The sequence below is a fragment of the Dyadobacter linearis genome (assembly GCF_907165045.1).
Lineage (GTDB): Bacteria > Bacteroidota > Bacteroidia > Cytophagales > Spirosomataceae > Dyadobacter > Dyadobacter linearis.
Genome location: NZ_CAJRAU010000001.1, coordinates 968,790 through 990,740 on the forward strand (window position 1 = coordinate 968,790; position 21,951 = coordinate 990,740).

Here is a 21,951-nt window from a genome sequence, read left to right on the forward strand (position 1 = left end):
TCCACAAGAACTACTTACCTATCAATTATACTAATAGCATAACATCATGAAGAGAATTCTCATGGTCATTGGTCTGTGTGCAACGTTGCTCAACACAGCTTGTGAATCCAAAAAAGAAGAAAAGGAAGAAGACGTTAAATTCCTGGTTACCAGCCCCCTGCAAAGGGATACGCTGATTACAAAAGAATATGTAAGTCAGATCCGGGCGATCAGTCACATTGAGCTGCGTGCCTTGGAAAGAGGTTATTTACAGAATATCTATGTGGATGAAGGCCAGACGGTTAAAAAAGGCCAGCTGATGTTCAAGATCATGCCGATGCTTTATCAGGCTGAACAACAGAAAGCACAGGCGGAAGCCAATTTTGCAGAAATTGAATTTAAGAATACCAAGTCGCTGGCGGACAGCAATGTGGTTTCTAAAAATGAGCTGGCACTATCCAAGGCGAAACTGGATAAGGCAAAAGCAGAACTCGGATTGGCTACGACACATTTGGGCTTTACTGAAATCCGTGCTCCGTTCAATGGTATTATGGATCATTTTCAGGTGAGGCTGGGAAGTTTGCTGGATGAAGGCGATTTGCTGACAACATTGTCTGACAACAGCGAAATGTGGGTTTACTTCAATGTTCCCGAAGCCGAATATCTTGACTATAAAGCGAACGAAGCCACAGCCGGCATGCTGCATGTGAATCTTCGTATGGCCAATAACCAAATGTTCCCCCACTCCGGAACAGTGAAAACGATTGAAGCCGATTTCAATAATGAGACTGGTAACATCGCTTTCAGGGCCACATTCCCTAATCCAAAAAGGTTGCTGAGACACGGTGAAACAGGGAATGTCTTAGTAACCGTTCCGATGAAAAATGCCTTGCTGATTCCGCAGAAAGCCACTTTCGAGGTTTTAGAAAAGAAATACGTGTATGTGGTGGATAAAGACAATAAGATCCGTTCGAGGGAAATCGAAATCGAAGCAGAGCTTCCGCACATTTTCGTCGTGAAATCAGGTCTGAAAGTGGATGATAAAATCCTGCTGGAAGGTTTGCGTCAGGTAAAAGAGAACGAAAAGATCCACTCCAATTTCGTAAAGCCTGATTCTGTGATTTCCAATCTGAGTCTGTACGCCGAATAGTCCGCTATCTTAACAAGCACAAAACGACATGTTTAATCAATTCATAAGAAGACCTGTATTTGCAATCGTGATCTCGATCATGATCGTATTTATAGGCATCCTGGCGATTGAGAAATTACCCATTTCCCAGTTCCCGGACATTGCCCCTACAACCGTCAACATCTTCATCGCCTATCCTGGCGCGAGTGCCGATGTATTGGTAAAATCAACATTAATTACCCTTGAACAGGCCATTAACGGTGTTCAGGATATGCGGTACATTGCTACCGATGCAACGAGTGCGGGGGAGGCGACGCTCAGGATCATCTTCGAGCCCGGCACCGACCCGAACGTGGCCGTTATCCGGGTAAAAACCAGGGTTGACCAGGTTATGCCGCTTTTGCCGGAACTCGTTCAGCGCGAAGGTGTTATTATCTCGCCCGTTCAGCCTAGTATGTTGATGTATGTCAATCTTTATTCAAAAGATAAAAGCATTGACGAGAAATTCCTGTTCAACTACGCAACGGTAAAAATGATCCCCGAAATCCAACGGACCAAAGGGATTGCAAGAGCACAGATCTTAGGATCAAGAAGATATGCAATGCGTCTCTGGCTGAATCCGGAGCGTATGCGTGCTTACAATATTTCTACGGAAGAAGTCATGAAGGCGGTGGGCGAACAAAGTATCGTGGGTCGCCCGGGTCGTATCGGACAAAGCTCCGGTATTGCTGCACAGTCGCTGGAATATGTGCTTACTTATAAAGGTCGTTACGACAAGCCCGAAGAATACGAAAATATCATTGTCCGCGCCAATGCACAGGGTGAAAGCGTTCACTTGCGTGACATTGCGAAAGTGGAACTTGGATCAGAATTTTTTGACATTTACTCCAACCTCGACGGCCATCCTTCGGCAGCGATCGTGTTGCGCCAAAACTACGGAAGTAACGCGAGCGACGTAATTGAAGAGGTGAAAAAGAAGCTGGATGTGATGAAAGAATCCTTCCCTCCGGGCGTGGATTACAAGATCAGTTATGACGTTTCCCAATTCCTGGACGCGTCTATTGAGCAGGTTATTGACACATTAAGGGATGCATTTATCCTTGTTGCGCTCGTTGTATTCATATTTCTTGGCGACTGGCGTTCCACATTGATCCCGATCCTGGCCGTGCCGGTTTCGCTGATCGGAGCATTCTTTGTCATACAGGCATTCGGGCTTTCGATCAATTTGATTACGCTTTTTGCGCTTGTACTTGCGATTGGTATTGTGGTCGATGATGCGATTGTCGTCGTCGAGGCCGTCCATGCGAAGTTTGAGGAAGAGCCGGGGATATCGCCTTTTAATGCAGTGAAAAAAGTGCTTGGTGAGATCAGCGGTGCCATTATTGCGATCACAGCCGTTATGGTTTCGGTATTCCTTCCGATCTCGTTCATGTCTGGTCCGGTCGGCACATTCTACCGGCAGTTCTCCATCACCATGGCCAGCTCTATTGTTATTTCGGCCCTTATCGCCTTGACGTTGACGCCGGTTTTGTGTGCAATGCTGCTTCAAAATCACCACGGTCACCAGAAAAAGAAAAACTTACTTACCAAAGGGCTTGATGCATTTAACAGAACATTTGATAAGCTGACAGGAAGATATGTAAGCCTGCTGAAACGCATTGTTAGCCGTAGGGTTGTAACCTGGGTTGTGTTACTAGGCTTCTGTGCAGGGATTGTGTTTGTAAACAAAATTCTGCCCGCAGGTTTTATTCCAAATGAAGACCAAAGCACGATCTACGCGATCATTCAGACGCCTCCGGGTTCCACTTTGGAAAAAACCAACGAAGTTTCCCGCCGTCTTCAAAAGATATGCGAAGAAGTGGAAGGAATTGAGTCGGTTTCGTCACTGGCTGGTTATGAGATCATGACGGAAGGCCGAGGTTCCAATGCCGGAACGTGTTTGATTAATTTGAAACCTTGGCACGACCGCAAGCAGAATGTGAAAGAGATCATGGAAGAACTGGAAAAAGAAACGCGCGGTCTTGGTGCCGTAGTCGAATTCTTCGAACCACCAGCGATCCCGGGTTTTGGTACATCCGGCGGTTTCTCCATGCGTCTTTTGGATAAAACTTCTGACACGGATTACGCAGAGTTTGACAAGATCAACAAGAAATTCATGGATGACCTTGCGAAACGTCCTGAGCTTACGGGCTTGTTCACATTCTTCGCAGCCAACTATCCGCAGTATGAATTGCAGATCGATAACCAGCTCGCAATGCAAAAAGGCGTGTCGATTGGAAAAGCGATGGACAACCTGAACATTATGATCGGTAGTACATATGAGCAGGGTTTCACCAGGTTCAACCAGTTCTTCAAAGTGTACGTCCAATCTGACCCGAGTTTCAGAAGGCTTCCTTCCGATCTACTGAAATTGTTTGTGAAAAATGACGCAGGCGAAATGGTGCCTTACTCTTCATTCATGACATTGAAAAAAGGCCAGGGCCCTAACGAGATCACGCGTTTCAACCTCTATAATTCAGCTGCGATCCAGGGTCTTCCGGCCAAAGGCTACACCACAGCCGATGCCATTCAGGCGATCCGCGAAGTGGCTGCCAAAACATTGCCGCAGGGATATGACATTGCATTTGAAGGTCTTTCCTATGACGAATCGATCCGTGGAAATGAGTCGCTCGTTGTGTTTGCAATCGTGTTAGCCTTCGTTTATTTCGTGTTGGCAGCGCAGTATGAGAGCTTTATTATTCCTTTTGCGGTGGTGTTGTCATTGCCGGTTGGGGTGTTTGGTTCTTTCCTTTTGCTCAAATTAATGGGCTTGGAAAACAACATTTATGCGCAGATCGGCTTGATCATGCTCGTCGGGTTGCTGGGTAAAAACGCCGTACTAATCGTCGAGTTTGCCGTCCAGAAGCGGTCACAGGGAGAAACCATCCTGAATGCTGCTATCGAAGGTGCCAGGGTTCGTTTCCGTCCTATTTTGATGACGTCGTTCGCGTTCGTTGCCGGCTTGATCCCATTGATCATTGCAACAGGTGCCGGTGCGATCGGTAACCGCACAATCGGTGCGTCAGCGATGGGCGGGATGCTTTTCGGGACCATCTTCGGGGTGATCATTATCCCAGGATTGTACTACATATTTGGCACCCTGGCCGACGGCAGAAAAATGATTAAAGACGAGGAAGACGGCTCGCTTACCGAACAATTCGTTCACGCAGTCGACATTTTCCCTCACACTCAAGAAACTCAAAATGATGAGCAATAAAAGAATATTGACGTGGGTGGGGATCACTTTAAGTGCCCTCACCTACACCGCCTGCAACGCCCCTTCTCAGGTCCAGCGATCTCCTAACAAAACATTATCAGCTGCCTACAATGGTCAGGCAGCTGATTCCACAGGCAATGTGGGCAAGATGAAATGGAAGGATTATTTCACCGATCCGCAACTGGCCGCCCTGATTGACACAGCGTTAAACAACAACCAGGAGCTGAACATTACTTTGCAGGAAATTGAGATCTCCCGCAACGAGATCCGCGCCCGAAAAGGGGAATATCTGCCTTTCGTGGGTTTGAGAGGCGGAGCCGGCATTGAAAAAGCAGGCCGTTACACGCAAGTGGGTTCCAGCGAAGCAACTACGGAAATCAAGCCCGGCAGAGAAACGCCTGAGCCATTACCCGACTTCGTTGTGGCCGCCTACGCACGATGGGAAGTGGATATCTGGCACAAATTGCGTAATGCAAAGAAGGCTGCTGTGAACCGCTATTTGTCTTCGGTGGAAGGTAAAAATTTCATGATGACCAACATCGTTTCCGAGATCGCCATCTCCTATTATGAGCTTTTGGCACTCGACACGCAGCTGAACATTGTCACGCAGAACATTGAGATTCAAACCAATGCATTGCGTATCGTGAAAATGCAGAAAGAAGCCACGCGGGTTACCGAGCTGGCTGTGCGCAGGTTTGAGGCACAAGTGCTGAACACGCAAAACCGCCAGTATGCCATTCGTCAGCGCATTGTCGAAACAGAAAACCGGATTAATTTCCTTTTAGGAAGATATCCACAGCCTGTTTTAAGATCAAGCACAAATTTCGAGACCATGGTGCCGGCAGTGATCCAGGCAGGGATTCCTTCACAATTGATGGAGAACCGTCCGGATGTGAGACAAGCGGAGCAGGATCTGGAAGCTTCGAAACTGGATGTGCTGGTTGCAAGAGCGAATTTCTATCCTTCATTAGGACTGAATGCAGCCGTAGGTTTACAAGCGTTTAACCCGATTTATCTGGGTAATGTGCCAAAATCGCTGATGTCGACATTGGTGGCCGATCTCGCTGGCCCGCTGATCAATAAGAACGCGATTCAGGCAACTTATAAAAGCGCCAACGCGCGTCAGGTTCAGGCGATTTACAATTACGAACGCACGGTTTTGAATGCTTACATCGAGGTTGTGAACCAGTTATCGAACATTAACAACCTGCAACAAAGCTTTGAAACCAAAACACGGGAAGTGGCTGCATTAACCGAATCAACCAACATCGCGAACCGCCTCTTCACTTCGGCAAGAGCGGATTATGTGGAAGTTTTACTAACGCAACGCGAGGCTTTGGAATCTAGATTTGACCTGATCGAAACCAAGATGCAGCAGATGAATGCGACGGTGAATATTTACCGGGCGCTTGGCGGGGGTTGGAATTAGCATTGCCGTAAAGAGATACTTTGAATAATAGATCAAAAGCCCGGAATTCCACATTCCGGGCTTTTTGTAATAACTGCTTGCCGCGGGATCACCGTCGATACGTTTGATAACTAGCGCCAAGCCGATAGGACATTTGAAGATTGTATTGTAAAACAATGCTGTTGTTTAGTTTTCCTTTACGCAGTTGTTAGCACATTTTTCAGATAAAAAACGCGTAGGCGGATAGTCCTATGAATCTCAGACACACTACAAAAAACCAAAAAACACGATATTACGAGCTGGATGCATTGAGAGGTATTGCGGCCGTCAGCGTGATGCTATTTCATTTTACAATCAATACCAATAAGACCCTGCTCGGATGGGAATTCCGGTTTGGCGTCACCGGAGTGGATCTTTTCTTCATGATCAGTGGGTTCGTGATCCTGTTGAGCGCATCCAAAACGAGTACTGCTGGCCGGTTTGTAAGATCACGGTATGTCAGATTGTACCCTGCCTTTTGGCTGTGTGCGCTGCTGACTTTTCTGGTCAAACAAACTATTGAACCCCTGAGTACCTCGACAAACGAACTGCTTGCCAATGCAACAATGGTCCCGATTTTCTTCGGGCATGAATACCTCGATGGCTCTTACTGGACACTTGTTATTGAGCTGACATTTTACCTAGGCGTGGCCGCACTATTGTTCTCTGGCTGGATCGGCCAGATCGAAGAGGTTGGACTGTCTTGCATTGCGGCTATCGTGCTGCTGCACAGTAACGCAGGCTTTTATCCCGGCTTTTACCATTTTATCACCAATAAGGTGCAGATTATTAATCACTTTCCATTGTTCTTCTCAGGCATTGTTTGTTACCGGATCAAAAGTCTGGGCTGGACATTTCGTAGATCATCTTACCTGATCATTTCGATGGCAGCTTCTATTTATCTGCACGACAAAGGCGGCCCGGCGCACCATTTCGTTAGCCTGCGGGAGCATAGCGTGCTGATCATCTCGTTTCACATACTTTTCATCCTTTTCATCCACGGACAGCTGCAATTCCTGAAACAGCGAGTCCTGATTTTTTGCGGAGAAATATCTTATTGCCTCTACTTGATCCACCAGTATGTCGGTCTGAAAATAATGGACGCCCTGGCGGGAGCCGGCCAATTCAATATGTACGTTGCATTAATCGTAACCGTTTCCATTTGCATTTTTTCCGCGTGGCTTATTACGACCTGCATTGAGCTTCCGGTTATCGGTTATTTAAGATCAAAAAGGCAGCAGGCACGCGTGAAGCCCGCCTACATCATAAACACAGTAGCGATCGACACTAGAACCACGGAGAGCATCATCGAAAGGAAAACGAGCAGCGAAGACTGTTCTTCGTCGGCTTTGAGAAAAGCTGCAAATACGGTCACATTGGCCGCGACGGGAAACAGCGGCACGAGCATCAACATTTTAAAATCCTCTTCTTCCAGATCCTTTGCTACCAGCGACGCGCCCAATGCAATTACTGCCAGGATCAAAGCAGCAGCGATAGTTCGAAAACCTAGCAGCTTTGCGAAATAAGGCACTTTTATATCTTTAAATTTCACATTGGCCAGCTGAAACCCAACGATCATCATACCTGCCGCCGAGACCATGAAACTCACTACTTTCAAAGCAGGCTTCACAACATCGGGCGTTTCCAAACCAACAATCTTGCAGATCACGCCCGCGACAAAAACGTACAAAAACGGAATACTCAGCATTTCTTTCAGCGCCTTGCCCGAATCGTACTTCGTTTTCGCAACCTGGTAATAGCCGATCGTGTCGCCGTAAAGTGCCGAACCAAGGTAAATGCAGATCAGGACACTTACTTTATCTTCCCCAAAAAGGGCAGTGACAGTTGGGATACCGAAGAATGCGATATTGAAAAATGAAAACGAGCTTCGCAAAAGCAGCGGATCCGTTTCGTTACCCAGCTTATTCTGAATGCCTTTTGCCGCGTAATTCATGCCCAGCGCAAGCAGGAAAGTCAGGATAGGAAGTACGATCAGCTTCGAAGGTTCGGCATCGAGCATGTTGGTGAAAACCACCAGTGGGAGCAGCACATTGATCAGCGGTTTGCTGACATAATCCGAATTGAAATCGAATTTCTTGCTGATCAGATAGCCCGCCGGGATAAATGCCATCACCGGTAAAAGCTCCTTATAGAGTTCAAGAAGGGTTTCCAATGAGCTGGGTAGTAAGGTGACGAGATAATTTACCGATCATTTTGACATTGAACCAAACCGCATTCACATCCAGCAGCAGTCCGTTTGTAATATGTCCGACTGCGTAGAAATTCGAGTAAGTGTCATTTCCGGTGATCACCTGCATGGTTTCGGTATTGATCCTGATCCCGCCCGCCTTTTCAGGCTCTACCAGTCCGTCCTCCGACAGGTTTTGCATCAGTTCTGATTTCATCATTTTCACCGCCGAAGCCGGACCCGTTGCATTGATCAGATACTTTTCAGAGAATTTTTCTCCCTTCTCGGAAGTCAACACAAATTCATTTTTTTCATCATCAAAAATCACCTCTTTCAAACCTGAAATCACTGTGAGTTGCCCGCTTTCAAACAATTGATTCACCCGCTCCGCGTTGACCAGCGGCATACAATGACGGCTCACGCCCCAGTATGCACCAAGCCATTTCTTGAATTTCAGCTTTTCCGATTCGTCCAGCCACTTCCACATTTCCGAACTTTCGTAACGGAGTGAATAGGGAATATTGATCAGTGCGTCGCCGCCGTCCCTGGCAATGCGAATATCTTCTTTCAGGAGCTCACCGGCCGGCTTTCCGATCCGTTCAGTCGCTTTCCAGTCTATTTTTCCACCCGCATTATCTTCCGCTTCCTGCATAAAAAGTCTGAAAATTTCCTTTACCGTCGGATTCCTCAGCTCCTTTCGCTGGATTTCATGCAGGTTTCTGAGTGTCAAAAACCTACACTCCACCTTTTGCGGGAATTCCGGTTGTACCCTCGGCATCAGACCATCGGGCGAATAGCAGGTTATTTTACCGGTATATTCATTATCCGTCAAAGTCATCAGCGCATCAATAGCGCTCAGACTCGACCCTAAGATTCCAACATTTTCATCTTTCGGGATTTTTTCCAGAAGCGGCGAAGAAGGCCACGGAGAGCCGAAATAATGCTCCTTATCTTCCAGTTCAGGGTAATTATTGGCAACCGGCGTACCTGGGGCGAGCAACAGAATGCTACACTTATGTGATTGATTTTCAGATAGATGAATCTCAAATCCATCTTCGAGCTTGCTGACCCTATTTGCGCTGGCGTGGATAACATTTACTTCCATTCCCTCCGATTGCGCAAGCTGAAAGTAGTGTTCAAATTGCTCTTTTAAATAATCCCCGTATAACCGTCTGGTCGTAAATGCGCGATTTTCTCCCTGGTTATCAACCACTTCGTCCCCTATCCTCGCCTCGTGTTCGATAAGCCAATCGCTGAAATGCTGTGGTTCGGTAAAATGGATCCCCATCAGATCCGCCTGAGTGTTGAGAATATGACCCGGTTGTTTGGTCCCGAAAGCAAGTCCTTTCCCAACTTCCTCATTCTCCTCGATGATCGTTATGCTGACATCCTTGTGACTTTTCGCGATCCTGAATTCCAGAAAAAGCTCTATAAATGCTGATATTCCACACGCTCCGCCACCTATAATGGCAATATTGGTTAAACTCATTTCCCGGTTTCTGTTTGCATCCAGCCACCCACCCGGCAGCTATTTCGTGACGGGTTCTTAAATAATCATGCTTGATAGAACGGGAACAATCGGGCTAATGCGGCAATGCAGCGGAAGTGATCTCTTTTTTCTCCCCATTAACCTTCACCACTACCTTTCGGGGAGTTTCGGAGGAAATCCGGTAGTCGGTGACTTTACCGTCTTTCCATTCAAAATCGACGGCAAAATTGCCTCTCGCTTTAAATCCTCTCACTTCGCCCGAGGCTTTCCATGTATCGGGAATGGCCGGGAGGATATTTATATACCCGTCGTGACTTTGTATCAGCATTTCGGCAATGCCCGCGGTGCCGCCGAAGTTACCGTCGACCTGGAACGGCGGACCTGCCGACAGCAGATTGGGGTATACGCCCCCGCCGCCGCCATAATTCATATTGGTCTGTAAAGTGGGCATAAGCAGCTCTTTCAGCAATTTATCTGCACGGTTACCATCGTGTAACCTTGCCCAAAACAGCAACTTATACGCTTTCGACCAGCCCGGACTATCGTCCCCGCGCACTTCCAAAGTCTTTGCAGAAGCCGCTGCCAGCTCAGGCGTTTTTTCAGGCGTGATCAGCGGGGCCGGGTAAAGTCCGTACAAATGGGAAATATGCCTGTGCTTGGGATCCGTTTCCTTGTATTCTTCAAGCCACTCCATTAGTCTGCCGTCGCTTGCCACTACACCGGGCGGAGGCAGTTCTTTCAGTTTATTTTGAAGAGAAATTTTAAAATCCGCATCCAATCCCAGCACCTCGCAGGCTGTGATCACATTTGTAAAAAGCTCCCGGGTGATCTGGTTGTCGATCGTCGGGCCCATGCATATCGCCGCCTTTTTTCCATTGGCAAGATAAAATGTGTTCTCCGGCGAGATCGAAGGCGCGGTCACCAGCCAGCCCGTTTTCGGATCTTTCACCAATGCGCTGCTGTAAAACTCCGCGGAGCCTTTCAGGATCGGGTAAATTTCTTTGAGGTAATTTTTATCATTTGTAAAAGCATAATGCTCCCACAAATTATTGCAAATCCAGCCCGACCCTGCGTTGCTCGCGCCCCAGGAAGCTTCCTCGCCCGGCTCTGTAAATCCCCACACATTCGTGATCACGTGCGCCACCCAGCCGTTTGCATTGTAGTAAGCTTTGGCCGTTTTTTCTCCCGGCTTTACCATTCCTTTTACCAGGTCGGCCAGCGGCAAATTCAGCTCCGAAAGGTTGGTCACTTCCACGGGCCAGTGGTTCATTTGCACATTCACATCCAGGTGGTAATCGCCATTCCAGGGCGTGCGGATCTGGTTTGCCCATAGGCCTTGCAAGTTCGGCGGAAGCAGTCCCACGCGCGTGCTGCTGATGCTAAGATACCTGCCGAACTGAAAGAACAAAACGGGCAGCGCAAGATCCGATGCAGGCTCTTTTTGATAGGCAAAAAGGCGCTGATCAGTAGGGATATCATCAATTTTAGCCTTTCCCAGGCGAAAGTTAGCACGATTGAAAAGTTTCTGATAATTTAACAGATGTACTTGTTTCTGAACACTGTAAGATTTTTTCACCGCGACATCAATCAGCCTCTGCGTCTCAAATTCAAAGTTTTTGACCTTAAAGTCTGTTCCTGCTGAAAAGTACAGAATGACTTCATTTGAATTGGTAATCACTAATTCCTTACCTGAAACGGCTACTTTTCCGCCTTTCACCTCCGGTCGGACCTTGGCCAGGTACCGCATTCCTTTTCCGTCCGTTCCGTTGTTTAATTGGCCCGACATTTCCAGGTTATTACCTTTAATAATGGTTTGAAATCGCTCGGGACGGTCGAGGCTGAGGCGTAGGTTCAGGTTGCCGGGCTTGTCAGCGGATAATTTTATAACACCGATATCATCACCAAAACTCGTAAAATATTCCCGTCGGTAAGTCACGCCGTTGACGGTATAAACCACACTCGCCACCGCGTCATTCAGCGACAATTCTCTTCTGTAATTTTGAAATTGAATGTTTGAAGAATCGACATTTTTGTATTCAAACTGCATACGCAGATTTCCCAAAACTTGGTAGCAGCCGAATGGTACATCCGCGCCGTCGCCATGCCCCGACCCCGCGCCTTTCGCCACAAAATTTTTGTTGACCAGCTGCTGCGCCTCGTCGTTTTTTCCTTCCAGGAGCAGCCTGCGAATTTCGGGCAGACTTTTGTGCGCCTCGTAATTATTGGCATCCTGCACCCCACCCGACCAGAGTGTAATATCATTGAGTACGATATTTTCGCGCTGCACTCCCCCGTCGCTCATCATCCCCAGCCGCCCGTTACCAAGCGGGATCGTTTCCTCCCATTGCCGGGCAGGTTTGTCGTACCAGAGGCGCAACGGATTTTGAGACCACGCATTTTGCGGGGTTAGGCAGACGATAAATAGTAAAACAGCAAGCGTACTCGGCAGGATATTTTTGCAGATCATTTTGGCAATCGGTTAATTTCCTTTAATGCATAAAACATCCGCCGGGCGCAGCACTACTGCATCCCGGTGATGTAATATTGAATTTTCTGAAACAAGTTTGGACTTCCTTTTTAAAGCGGCGCGACTTCTGCCAGCGATATTCCCTCGGCAAATTCCGCACAAAGCTGGCTCACATATCCCACGAAATGAACCAGATTAAGCATTCCGAGGCGGATTTTGTTGGGTAGTACCTGGTAGTATTTTTTAAATGCAGCGGTAAAATGCGTCGGGTTTTTGTAGCCGGTCTTTTGTGAAATTTCGGAGATCCTCGTGCCGGGCTGTTGCAGCAGCTGCATGGAAGCTTCCATCCGCAGATCGTGCAGGTAACTAAAAACGGGCTTTCCGAAAACTTCCTTGAAATGCTTTTTAAGGCTGAATTCGTTCGTGCCGATATGATGCGCGAGGTCTTTCAGCGACCAGCTTTTATCCAGGTTCTCTGTCAAAATACGCCGCGCCAGGTGCATTTTCTCGACATCTGATTCTTTCAGTGCAATGGTAATATCAGGTGCCGGAAGCTGCTCATATTGCTCAAATTGCAGCGCGAGTAGCTCGATAACTTTCGCCTTGATAAACAGCCCTTTTTGGTAATTACTATATGTACAATTCAGAATCTCGAACAGTGAGGAGATCATCCTGGAAGTGACGGGCATATTGCGCCAGCTCATAAACGCAGGCAGCAGCGAGCGGATACCCTTTTGAAAATGCGCGTAAAGCGGGTGCGTTTTAGGTAAGTTGTTGAAAAAGAAGTCGGTACTGAGGTTGATAGCAAAGACTTCCACATCCTCCTGCGGCCGCCATTGTATCTGCATGTCTTTTTGCGGCAATAAGAAAAGGTTATGCTGCTGCGAGCGGAATTTTACAAAAGGTTTTGTCGAAGCCTCGGAGAAATAGGTAGTAACGCTTTGCAAGCTGAAATTCATCTGAATGTGTGATCCCAGCATTCGGACAGGCAGCGGATCGGAGGAACGCACGTGGAATTTCCCGTACCATACGTACACACCTTCCATGATCAGCTCTTTCCCTACTCCAACTATCCGCGCGTCGTCGTAAACAAGGTTGCGCTCAGTCACCTCGTCCCCTTCCGGCGAAGCAAAATCCGGAAACTGCCAGAATTTCATTCCTACCACTTGCTCCACCGGCTCCACGCGCGTCATTTCTCCCTGATTCGTCATTTTTTCTCCTTTTACCGTCATCGCGGTCACTTCTCCAAAAGATACCTTTGCGCAAAAGTAGTCTGTATTTAGACTGTTTTTAAACAATACTTAAAAATCTACTAATAAATCAATTAAAAATTTCACAAATCCCTAACATCATTTGAAATGATATTTTACAAAAAGTGCTTTTTTCTCCTCCTTCTCTGGCTACCGGGGCTCGTTGCCTTCGCGCAGAAAAGCGAGATTGCGGGCCGGGTAATCGAACAAACCACCGGCGATCCGCTTCCTGGCGCCAATATCATCCTTAAAGGCAGTTCCGACGCGACGATCGCAAATGAAAAAGGGGAATTTCGTATGCAAACCGAAGCCGGAGATATACTGGTAGTTTCGTTTATCGGTTTTGAAACGCGGGAGATCATCGTTGATAGAAATGCATCGGCGCTGACGATTGCGATGAAAGAAGATGTGAACCAGCTTTCCGAAATCATGGTAACGGGTGCATTGGGCATCAAACGCGCGGCGCGGGAGCTGGGCGGCGGCTCGCAAGTAGTAGGTTCCGAAAACCTCAACCAGGCCAAGACCATTAACCCGCTCAACGGACTGACCAGTAAAGTGGCCGGTTTGCGTATCAATATGTATGATAGCAAGGTCGACCCGCAGATCCAGATCACCATGCGCGGTACCCGCTCATTAAACCGCTCCAAAAATGCGCCGATCTACGTGGTCGACGGGGTGCCGGTGCCTGATATCAGCCGCATTAACCCAAATGATATTGAAAGTGTGACTGTTCTGAAAGGCGCCAATGCAGCCGCATTATATGGTTCAGAGGGTGTGAACGGGGCGCTGATGGTTACCACTAAAACCGGAAACCGTGACAAAGGCCGGGTTACATTCGGTCACACGACCACGTTTTCAAACGTATATATGCTTCCGCCCGCTCAGACGCAGTATGGTCAGGGGGTAAATGGCGTGTACAATGCCACGCAGGCTGAATCGTGGGGCCCTGCATTTGATGGTTCCATGAAAGATTTCGGTCCGAAACTGCCTGACGGGACGCAACCTCAGGCATTATATGCCGCGCCAGGCAGCGACAACCGGCTCGACCTGTTCCAGACCGGCGTGAATATGCAAAACGACATTTCTTTCTCCGGCGGTGACGAAAAAACGACTTACTTCTTTTCGGTTCAGGATGCTGCGATCAAAGGGATTATTCCGGAAGATAAGAGCCGCAGGACCGGCGCGCGTTTCAACGGTTCACGGAATTTCGGCAAGCTGAAAACTGCCTACAATATCAACTATGTGTATTTTACCAAAAATACAACGCCCGACGGCCCGTGGATCACAGCCTATTCGCTGCCTGCCAATTTCGATTTTAATTCGATGAAAGACTGGCAAAACCCGCTTGCTATCGGTAACCCGAACAACTTCTTTACAGATCTTCAAAAAAACCCTTATCACCAGATTGATAACATCCGTGACGAGAGCGAGCAGCAGAACCTGAATGGAAAAATCGAACTGGACTACGAGGTAACTCCCTGGTTCAATGCGATGTACAGGCTGGGACTTTACAATAACAATGTACAGACGCGTAGCACAACCGGCAAGTTTGAAGCCGCTGGCCGCCGGAATGTTAATGGTAGTGTAAATGACGGTACCAACAATTTTCGCAGATTGAACGGCGACCTGATCCTGAACTTCCATAAGGACTTCGGAAAATTCACTACCCGCCTTTTGCTGGGGCAGAATTTCCGCGCCGATAATACCAAAGCATCGTCGATCAGTACGAGTAACCTGCTTTTGCCCGATGTATTCAACCCGGGAACGCGCATTGGTGAACTGACCGGAAGCTCTTCCATTACAGAATACCGCTCGCTGGCCGGTTATGGGGAATTTACGGCGGGTTATAATAACTATCTCTTCCTGACTTTTACAGGCCGGAACGAATGGGTTTCGGTGTTAAGCCAGGAAAACCGCTCGTATTTTTATCCGGGTGTAAGTGCGTCTTTTGTGTTTAATGAGGCTATTCCGGCATTTAAAGACAACAATTTCCTGTCTTTTGGAAAACTGTTCGGTTCGTGGAATAAAACGGGTAACGTAACGCTCGACCCGTATTCGCTCAATAATCCTTATACCCAGAGCAACGGTTTCCCGTTTGGTAACCTGGTCGGTTTTACGCCTGGGTTAAGGTATCCAAATCCGAACATTCAGCCTGAATTTGTGACTTCGTTTGAAGTGGGTACGCAGTTAAGTTTTTTCAATAACCGCCTGCATTTCGAGGGAAGCTATGTTTTCTCTGATTCAAAAGGGCAGATATTCAATGCTACTACTTCCCGCGCAACAGGTTACAGCAGCGCAGTTGTGAATGCGGGACGTTTGACAAACAGCATTGTGGAACTGAGCGTGAGCGGGGATGTAGTGCGGACAAATGATCTGAAATGGAATGTTGGTTTCAATTTTACCCACATTAATAACCAGGTAAAAGAGCTTTATGAGGGACTGAGGTCTTTTAACATTTTCAGACAGTCTTATGCCAATATCGGCCAGGCTTATCCGAGCTTGCAGGTAAGTGATTATCAGCGTGATCCGCAGGGGAGAGTAGTCGTGGACGCTGCTACCGGCGACCCGCTCGTGGCGGCCGATCCCCGGCATCTTGGCACGATGGTACCGCCTTATCAGATGGGTTTGAACACCAATGTAAATTATAAAGGGTTCAATCTGGGCGCACAGTTTGACTGGCGCATGGGCGGCTGGCTGTATTCGGAGATCGTTCCCCGCATGTATACCGCCGGAACTGAGCCGCGCACCGCCGAATTCGGCCGTGAAGCATTCGTTTACCCCAATTCTGTGATCGAAACTTCTCCCGGGGTATTCACAGAAAACACTGAATTGAAAACTTCCGGCGGTGGAAAGGCTTTCTGGACCAAACAGGGCGAGGTACAGATCAATACAGCGGCGAAATCGGACTTTTTCAAGTTGCGCGAGCTGAACGTTTCCTATTCCCTTCCTACTGCATTACTGGCCAAACAGAGGTTTGTACGTGACGCGACGATCGGCTTTGTAGCTACTAACCTGTTCATTATCCGCCACAAAGACAACAAATACGGAGATCCGGAATATCTCTATAACAGCACAGACGGCTACCTCAGCTTCCGCCAGGTACCGCCTTACAGAACTTACGGATTTAACGTGAATGTAACTTTTTAATGAAAATGAAGTATATACTCAAACTAACATTCTGCCTGTTTGCGGCTCTGAATATCACCTCTTGCAGCGATTTTCTCGACGTCAATAATAACCCCAATGCACCGGTGTCCGAAAACCTGAGTCTCGGTGCCAAACTTTCCGCTGCATTGGTAAGCAGCGTGGTACAGGAAACAGGCCAGCTGAACCAGATCGGCGCTTTTTGGGGAGGCTATTGGGGAACTACAAGTGAGGGGATCAACAATTTTATCGACCTGAAAACTTATAACGGACCCGCGATCCGCCACCAGCGCGACGGTATTCCGGTTTGGGAAACGGGCTATGCCAACCTGCTTTACTACCAGCTGATCAGGGAAGAAGCGACCGCAGAAGGCGCTTTGTTTTATTCAGGTGTGGCCAAGATCATGCAGGGCTGGCATTTCATGCATTTGGTGGATGTTTATAATAATCTGCCTTTCGACGATGCATTGCAGGGCACCGTTCACCCGACGCCGCGCTACGAAGAAGGCCGCGTAGTGTACGAAAAGTCGATCAACCTGATCACAGAAGGTATTGAAGATATTAAAAATGCGCCCGCCGGAACCGAGGCTGGTGCGGACGATGTGATGTTTACCGGAAACAAAACGCGCTGGGTGAAATTTGGGAACACAGTCAAACTGCGTGCTTTGCTGCGCCAGAGCGAAGTGGGCGACCAGGGCTATATCACTGCTGAAATTGGCAAGATACAGGCGGAAGGCAGCGGGTACCTGGGAGCGGGAGCAAGTGCGCTGGTGCAGCCGGGTTACCTGACAACAGCAGGCAAACTGAACCCTTTTTGGGAAAATTACTACCGCACGGTGCAAAATGTGAGCACTGCCAATCACCAGGATATCCGCCCTACCGCATTCCTGATCAATACTTACAAGCAAAGAAACGACCCGAGATTAGCTACGCTCTATGTGGCAGTTGGTACGGATTACAAAGGCGTACTTTTCGGTAACCCGAATGCAGAACCTGAGTACGAACGCGCTAATACTTCGGCTTTCAAAGGGCCGAATGAAAACGGGAATGCGCCTGCTGGTTTATTCAAAAGCGCCACCCAGGCTTCGGTATTGATGGGTTCGTTTGAGAGTCTTTTCTTGCAGGCGGAAGCCGCACAGCGTGGCTGGATCACAGGTTCTGCCAAAAGTCTGTACGAATCTGCTATTCAGGAATCTTTCAAATATCTGGAAGTGAATACCGGTGCATTCGCGGCTTACAATGCGCAACCGCTTGTAAACTTTGATAATGCGACCAATAAAATAGAGCGGATAATCGAGCAAAAATGGCTTGCATTAAACAGTATCAGCAGCCTCGAAGCGTGGAGCGATTACCGCCGCCTCGGGATTCCTGCACTGCCCAATTCGCTGGATGCGCCTTCGCCTGCATCTTTTCCGCTGCGGTTTATGTACCCGGAATCAGAGCGGCAGACCAACAACGAGGAAGCTTCCAGACACGGTAGTGACGACGTAACCCAGGCAAAGGTTTGGTGGGATAAATAAAGTACTGGCTAATCAATGAAGAAGGGGTGGGAAGATTTTCCCGCCCCTTTTATTTTATACGTTTGGCCGTCGTTTCGAACATATTCATCAGGCTGCCTTTCAGGTTGTCATCGTCTACTTTGTCAAGATCGATGGTGACGTCGTAACCCTGTGCCGAGAAAGCGAGCGAAAGTTTGTTACCATTCTCGGTAACAGTTACCGGAATTTTTTCGGCTGTTGAATCCGTCGGATTGACAAGCTGGCCGGAAAGAACCCCGCCTTCCCGCACGAGGTCGGCAACCAGTTTGGAATCGCCATCAGGTGTGCCTTTCACCAGAATATCCCACTTTCCAGCGAAATCGTCCGGCTTCACAGTCTGCGCGTTGCCTGTAAAGACAACAAAAAATAACAAGGCAATTGCGTAAATAAAGCTCGTCCTCTTCATAGTAACTTATGTTTAAGTGGAATTAACAGGAAGCAATATAAGCTGAATAGCGTTATTGTCTTTAATTGAGACAATAATTATTTTCCTATTATATATCCACCCGATCCAATAGCGGCATGAACGGTATTATCATGGAATAAATGGTTTTCCCACTACGATCTTGTCTCCGGAATCGTCAACTTCAAACAAATGCGGAATGCGTACCGTGCGACCGTTAATATCCTTATGACTGTGAAGCGACATGACTAATTTGCCTTCAAAAGTGCGAAACAGCATTCCGTGGCCAAAGTTTGCTTTGTTGATCGGCTCCTTTTCCTGTATCCACGGACCGTCCAGTGTGCCGCTTTCAGAATAGGCAACTCCTTGTGTGTAAACATCATAGATCCAGCTCGTCCACAGCATTCCCAGTTTACCTGTTTGCGTGCGGAACAGCCAGGGACCGTCGGTAACTTTATTTGGCCGGTCCTTTCCGTCCTTCTCCTTTTCACGGCTCCACGGCGAATCGCTGGCCAAAAACAGGATCTTAGGCTCTCCGGTCGTGCCGCTCAGGTCGGGCAGGAGCTCGATCTTTTCAACCGTTCCGTTTCCATTTTGCAACCATTCGTGACAATATACCATGTACGATTTCCCGTCTTTTTCCGTCCATAGCGTGGCGTCGAGGGTAAGTTTGATGGCAGGCAGGTACACGGGCTCTTTCATAGGTACATACGGACCGTCGGGCTTATCACTTACCAGCACGTGGCTTGCGCGGCGTTCCAGGTCCTTCTCAACTTTGACAGCCTTATTGGTAAAAGTCGCAAAATTGTAATACTTCCCATTGACGTAATGCAGCTCGGCCGCCCACACCATCGGGTTGGGCCCCATCCACGATTTCGGGTCTGTTTCGAGCACTTTATATGGGCCGCTCCACTCTTTCAGATCTTTACTTTTCCACAACATCCCTCCCGTTCCGGTCATATAATACATTTTCGATTTCTGGTCAGCCAGGATAAACGGGTCACTGACGCGGATAGAATCGAGCGGAATATCGGTCTTAAATTTCTGTGTGGGTTGCTGTGCAAAAACCGGTGTAAGGCAGGTGATCGCAAATAGTATGTTCAGGAATATCTTTCTCACGGTTTGTGTTTTGGTTGAAATAAATTGAAATAGAGCATTCGTAAATGCGCCGGTCAATTTACGAATACAGCGATCGCAATCAAACAAATCACTATTGTAGCTATCTCTCGTTTACTCCGACCTCAATGTATCAGCGGGATTAGAGTTGGCCGTGCGGTAAGCCTGCACGCCGATCGTTCCTAATCCGATTAGCAGCAAAGCGCCTGCGCATTGAAAGAAAACGGCCGGACCAAGTGACACGTGATACGTAAAAAATTGAAGAAAAAGCGCGCCCAGCAGGTAACCCAGCGGCAATGCAATAACGGACGCGATCACGATGAGCCGGACAAATCCGCCGGACAAAAGTGCCATGATCTGCGCGACACTGGCGCCCATCACTTTCCGCACACCCACTTCCTTAGTCCGCTTTTCGGTGGTGTAAGTAACCATTCCCAGCAGCCCCATTGCAGCGATCACAAAAACGATCACGACGATAACGCCGGTAAATTGCGGGTCGCCACCGTCGGCGTAATTGTCATACATCTGCTCTTCATACCACGAAAACACAAACGATTCGTGTGGATGGAACTGCTTCCATACTTTTGAAAGTGTAGCTGCAACCCGCTCTTTGGGTGCACCGGCTGCGATTTTAAGTGACAAAATTTTGATTTCGGAAGGATCGTAAGCCAGTACAAGCGGGGCCACAGACAGCTCGTAGCGCATAAAACAGAAATTTCTAACAACACCCGAAACCTGTACCTTGCTGGCATTCAGCATAATAGTCTGCCCGATTAGATCTTTCGGATTTTTAAAACCCAGCACACTGGCTGCCCGCTCGTTAACCACCGCAAAGTGAACGGAAGTATCCGCCGAAGCTCCGGGCAAGTTCGTTCCCGCCACAAATCTGAGCTTCATATTGTCGATAAAACTGGCGTCGGCTGCGTAGATGTACGTATCCTGCGCTGGGATATCTTTACCCCCGGACCCGATCCGGCTGATCTTCGCTTTGCCCGCACTTTCATTCAATGTGGCCGAAGCCAGCCCGATCTGTCCCACGTCGGACAGCTTGCTCATTTCGTTGGCGAGCAGTTTGAAATCATCGGTCAGCAGCGGGATATTCAAGATATTTTTTCGGTTAAAGTTCTCATTATCAGTCGCCATATATTTAAACTGACTATTTGAAATACCTGTGAAAGTCATGAAGACAAGCGCCACCACAAACTGGACCACCACGAGTGATTTACGGAAACTGATCTTCCCCAGACCGGCTGGCCCGATCTCTCCTTTGATAATGCGGGCGGGTTCGTAGGAAGATAAGATCCGCGCAGGCAATATCCCGGCAAGAATGCCCGTCAGGAAAGTGAAAACGACGAATGAGATCCACAGCAGATATGTTTGGCTCACCTCAAAATGCAGCCAGCGAACATGGATGTAGGACTGCATGAACACAAGCCCGAGATAACCGATTCCAAGCGCAAGAAACGCGATCACAACCGTTTCAGTCAGAAATTGGGTCACGAGCTGCCATCGTTTGGCGCCCGCCACTTTCCGTACGCCCACTTCCCTGCCGCGGCTCAGCGAGCGGGTTAAGGTGAGGTTAACGTAATTGAAACCTGCCAGCAAAATGACGATCAGCGGGATCAGTAACCCCGTCGCTATTTTCCAAAGCGGCTCCACGTGCGGGTTGTTCAGCAAGTTTTCCGTATCCGGAGAAATCTCGCCAAGTAGCTGACTGCGAAACGTATGTTCTTTAATATCAGTAAATGCAACGTGCTTTTGATTGTCCTCGGCTATCTGTGCAATAGCGCGGTCGAGCTGGGTCCGGTTGCTGCCTTTTGTCAGCAATACAAAAGTATATGCATTGTAATCCAGCCAGTTATCTGTGTTAATTGTTTGATTTAAATCGGCGAAACTGGCCATGGAAACGAATATATCCGACTGTAAATGCGTTGTGAATGGTTTGATGGAAGCAAAAACGCCGGTCACCGTGAAATCACCCAGTTCCGGGTCCCGCAGCGACTTGCCTACCGGATCAGCATTTCCGAAAAAGCGTTCGGCCGTTTCCTGAGACAAAACTACCTGCCGCGGTTCGAGACAGGGTTTACCCTTCGCCAGTTTAAAACCAAACAGCTCGAAATAAGCCGGGTCCACGAACATCCCGCTCACCCGTAAAGTTTTGATACCATTATTAAGGTTACCTCCAAAGTTGCGTACCACGCGCGCCGACTTCTCGACCACACTATGGTCGCTTAACAGCTTCTCAGCCAGCGGCATAGGCGTGGAAGCCAGTGCATATTGCTTGCCGTCGTTTCCTTTCGCGGCCGTCACGATCCGATATGTTCGGTCAGGGAACGGGTGAAATGTATCCTTTTCAAAGCTGCTCTGAATCTGTATCAGCTGCAAAAAGCAAAATGCCATTGCCAGTCCGAGGCCCACTATATTGATCAGCGAAAACATTTTATGTTTCCACAAATTGCGAATCGCGATTTTCAGGTAGTTTTTGAACATAGGCTCTGGCTGGTCTTAATAATAGAAAGTTCTGATTGAAAAAATATACCATTTA

The 21,951-nt window shown here is 48.1% G+C and carries 12 protein-coding genes; 6 read left to right on the plus strand and 6 right to left on the minus strand.

Annotation, left to right across the window (positions count from 1 at the left end; genetic code table 11):
* Positions 1 to 46 precede the first annotated feature (46 nt).
* From KOD92_RS03925 to KOD92_RS03940, 4 genes are all read left to right on the plus strand, one after another.
* Entirely contained in the window at positions 47 to 1,129 is a 1,083-nt protein-coding gene (locus KOD92_RS03925; RefSeq protein ID WP_215232199.1) for an efflux RND transporter periplasmic adaptor subunit, read from the plus strand.
* A gap of 28 nt (positions 1,130 to 1,157) precedes the next feature.
* Positions 1,158 to 4,364: an efflux RND transporter permease subunit gene (locus tag KOD92_RS03930; protein ID WP_215232200.1), complete on the plus strand. Its 3,207-nt coding sequence runs from the start codon at positions 1,158 to 1,160 to the stop codon at positions 4,362 to 4,364.
* On the plus strand, positions 4,354 to 5,793 hold the full coding sequence (locus KOD92_RS03935) for a TolC family protein (RefSeq protein WP_215232633.1): 1,440 nt from the start codon (positions 4,354 to 4,356) through the stop codon (positions 5,791 to 5,793). The genes KOD92_RS03930 and KOD92_RS03935 overlap by 11 nt, the downstream gene beginning before the upstream one ends.
* 230 nt (positions 5,794 to 6,023) lie before the next feature.
* Positions 6,024 to 7,337 (plus strand): acyltransferase family protein, encoded by a 1,314-nt coding sequence (locus tag KOD92_RS03940; protein WP_215232201.1) that lies wholly within the window; start codon positions 6,024 to 6,026, stop codon positions 7,335 to 7,337.
* Positions 7,338 to 7,967: 630 nt separating this feature from the next.
* Here the strand turns inward: KOD92_RS03940 and KOD92_RS03945 are convergent.
* From KOD92_RS03945 to KOD92_RS03955, 3 genes are all read right to left on the minus strand, one after another.
* The gene (locus tag KOD92_RS03945; protein WP_215232202.1) at positions 7,968 to 9,488 is read right to left on the minus strand and encodes an FAD/NAD(P)-binding protein; all 1,521 of its coding nucleotides are present in this window, start codon (positions 9,486 to 9,488) and stop codon (positions 7,968 to 7,970) included.
* 94 nt (positions 9,489 to 9,582) lie between these two features.
* The gene (locus KOD92_RS03950) at positions 9,583 to 11,955 is read right to left on the minus strand and encodes a glycoside hydrolase family 95 protein (protein ID WP_215232203.1); all 2,373 of its coding nucleotides are present in this window, start codon (positions 11,953 to 11,955) and stop codon (positions 9,583 to 9,585) included.
* Positions 11,956 to 12,065: 110 nt separating this feature from the next.
* Complete coding sequence (locus KOD92_RS03955) at positions 12,066 to 13,166, minus strand: helix-turn-helix transcriptional regulator (RefSeq protein WP_215232204.1); 1,101 nt, start codon at positions 13,164 to 13,166, stop codon at positions 12,066 to 12,068.
* Between the two features lie 147 nt (positions 13,167 to 13,313).
* Between KOD92_RS03955 and KOD92_RS03960 the strand changes: the two genes are divergently transcribed.
* Both KOD92_RS03960 and KOD92_RS03965 read left to right on the plus strand, forming a co-directional pair.
* Complete coding sequence (locus tag KOD92_RS03960) at positions 13,314 to 16,352, plus strand: SusC/RagA family TonB-linked outer membrane protein (RefSeq protein WP_215232205.1); 3,039 nt, start codon at positions 13,314 to 13,316, stop codon at positions 16,350 to 16,352.
* A gap of 5 nt (positions 16,353 to 16,357) precedes the next feature.
* On the plus strand, positions 16,358 to 17,869 hold the full coding sequence (locus KOD92_RS03965; RefSeq protein ID WP_229254508.1) for a SusD/RagB family nutrient-binding outer membrane lipoprotein: 1,512 nt from the start codon (positions 16,358 to 16,360) through the stop codon (positions 17,867 to 17,869).
* 49 nt (positions 17,870 to 17,918) lie between these two features.
* Here the strand turns inward: KOD92_RS03965 and KOD92_RS03970 are convergent, their stop codons facing one another.
* From KOD92_RS03970 to KOD92_RS03980, 3 genes are all read right to left on the minus strand, one after another.
* Positions 17,919 to 18,293 carry a hypothetical protein gene (locus KOD92_RS03970; protein WP_215232207.1) on the minus strand — a complete coding sequence of 125 codons (375 nt, stop codon included), beginning with the start codon at positions 18,291 to 18,293 and terminating at the stop codon, positions 17,919 to 17,921.
* 129 nt (positions 18,294 to 18,422) lie between these two features.
* Complete coding sequence (locus tag KOD92_RS03975) at positions 18,423 to 19,409, minus strand: glycoside hydrolase family 43 protein (RefSeq protein ID WP_215232208.1); 987 nt, start codon at positions 19,407 to 19,409, stop codon at positions 18,423 to 18,425.
* 111 nt (positions 19,410 to 19,520) lie between these two features.
* Positions 19,521 to 21,896, minus strand: a complete 2,376-nt coding sequence (locus tag KOD92_RS03980) for an ABC transporter permease (RefSeq protein WP_215232209.1) — start codon at positions 21,894 to 21,896, stop codon at positions 19,521 to 19,523.
* Positions 21,897 to 21,951 lie beyond the last annotated feature (55 nt).

Bases quoted from the DNA above. Each gene is read 5' to 3' on its own strand.
- KOD92_RS03925 (WP_215232199.1), top strand. From the start codon at position 47: ATGAAGAGAATTCTCATGGTCATTGGTCTGTGTGCAACGTTGCTCAAC.
- KOD92_RS03930 (WP_215232200.1), top strand. From the start codon at position 1,158: ATGTTTAATCAATTCATAAGAAGACCTGTATTTGCAATCGTGATCTCG.
- KOD92_RS03935 (WP_215232633.1), top strand. From the start codon at position 4,354: ATGAGCAATAAAAGAATATTGACGTGGGTGGGGATCACTTTAAGTGCC.
- KOD92_RS03940 (WP_215232201.1), top strand. From the start codon at position 6,024: ATGAATCTCAGACACACTACAAAAAACCAAAAAACACGATATTACGAG.
- KOD92_RS03945 (WP_215232202.1), bottom strand. From the start codon at position 9,488: ATGAGTTTAACCAATATTGCCATTATAGGTGGCGGAGCGTGTGGAATA.
- KOD92_RS03950 (WP_215232203.1), bottom strand. From the start codon at position 11,955: ATGATCTGCAAAAATATCCTGCCGAGTACGCTTGCTGTTTTACTATTT.
- KOD92_RS03955 (WP_215232204.1), bottom strand. From the start codon at position 13,166: ATGACGAATCAGGGAGAAATGACGCGCGTGGAGCCGGTGGAGCAAGTG.
- KOD92_RS03960 (WP_215232205.1), top strand. From the start codon at position 13,314: ATGATATTTTACAAAAAGTGCTTTTTTCTCCTCCTTCTCTGGCTACCG.
- KOD92_RS03965 (WP_229254508.1), top strand. From the start codon at position 16,358: ATGAAGTATATACTCAAACTAACATTCTGCCTGTTTGCGGCTCTGAAT.
- KOD92_RS03970 (WP_215232207.1), bottom strand. From the start codon at position 18,293: ATGAAGAGGACGAGCTTTATTTACGCAATTGCCTTGTTATTTTTTGTT.
- KOD92_RS03980 (WP_215232209.1), bottom strand. From the start codon at position 21,896: ATGTTCAAAAACTACCTGAAAATCGCGATTCGCAATTTGTGGAAACAT.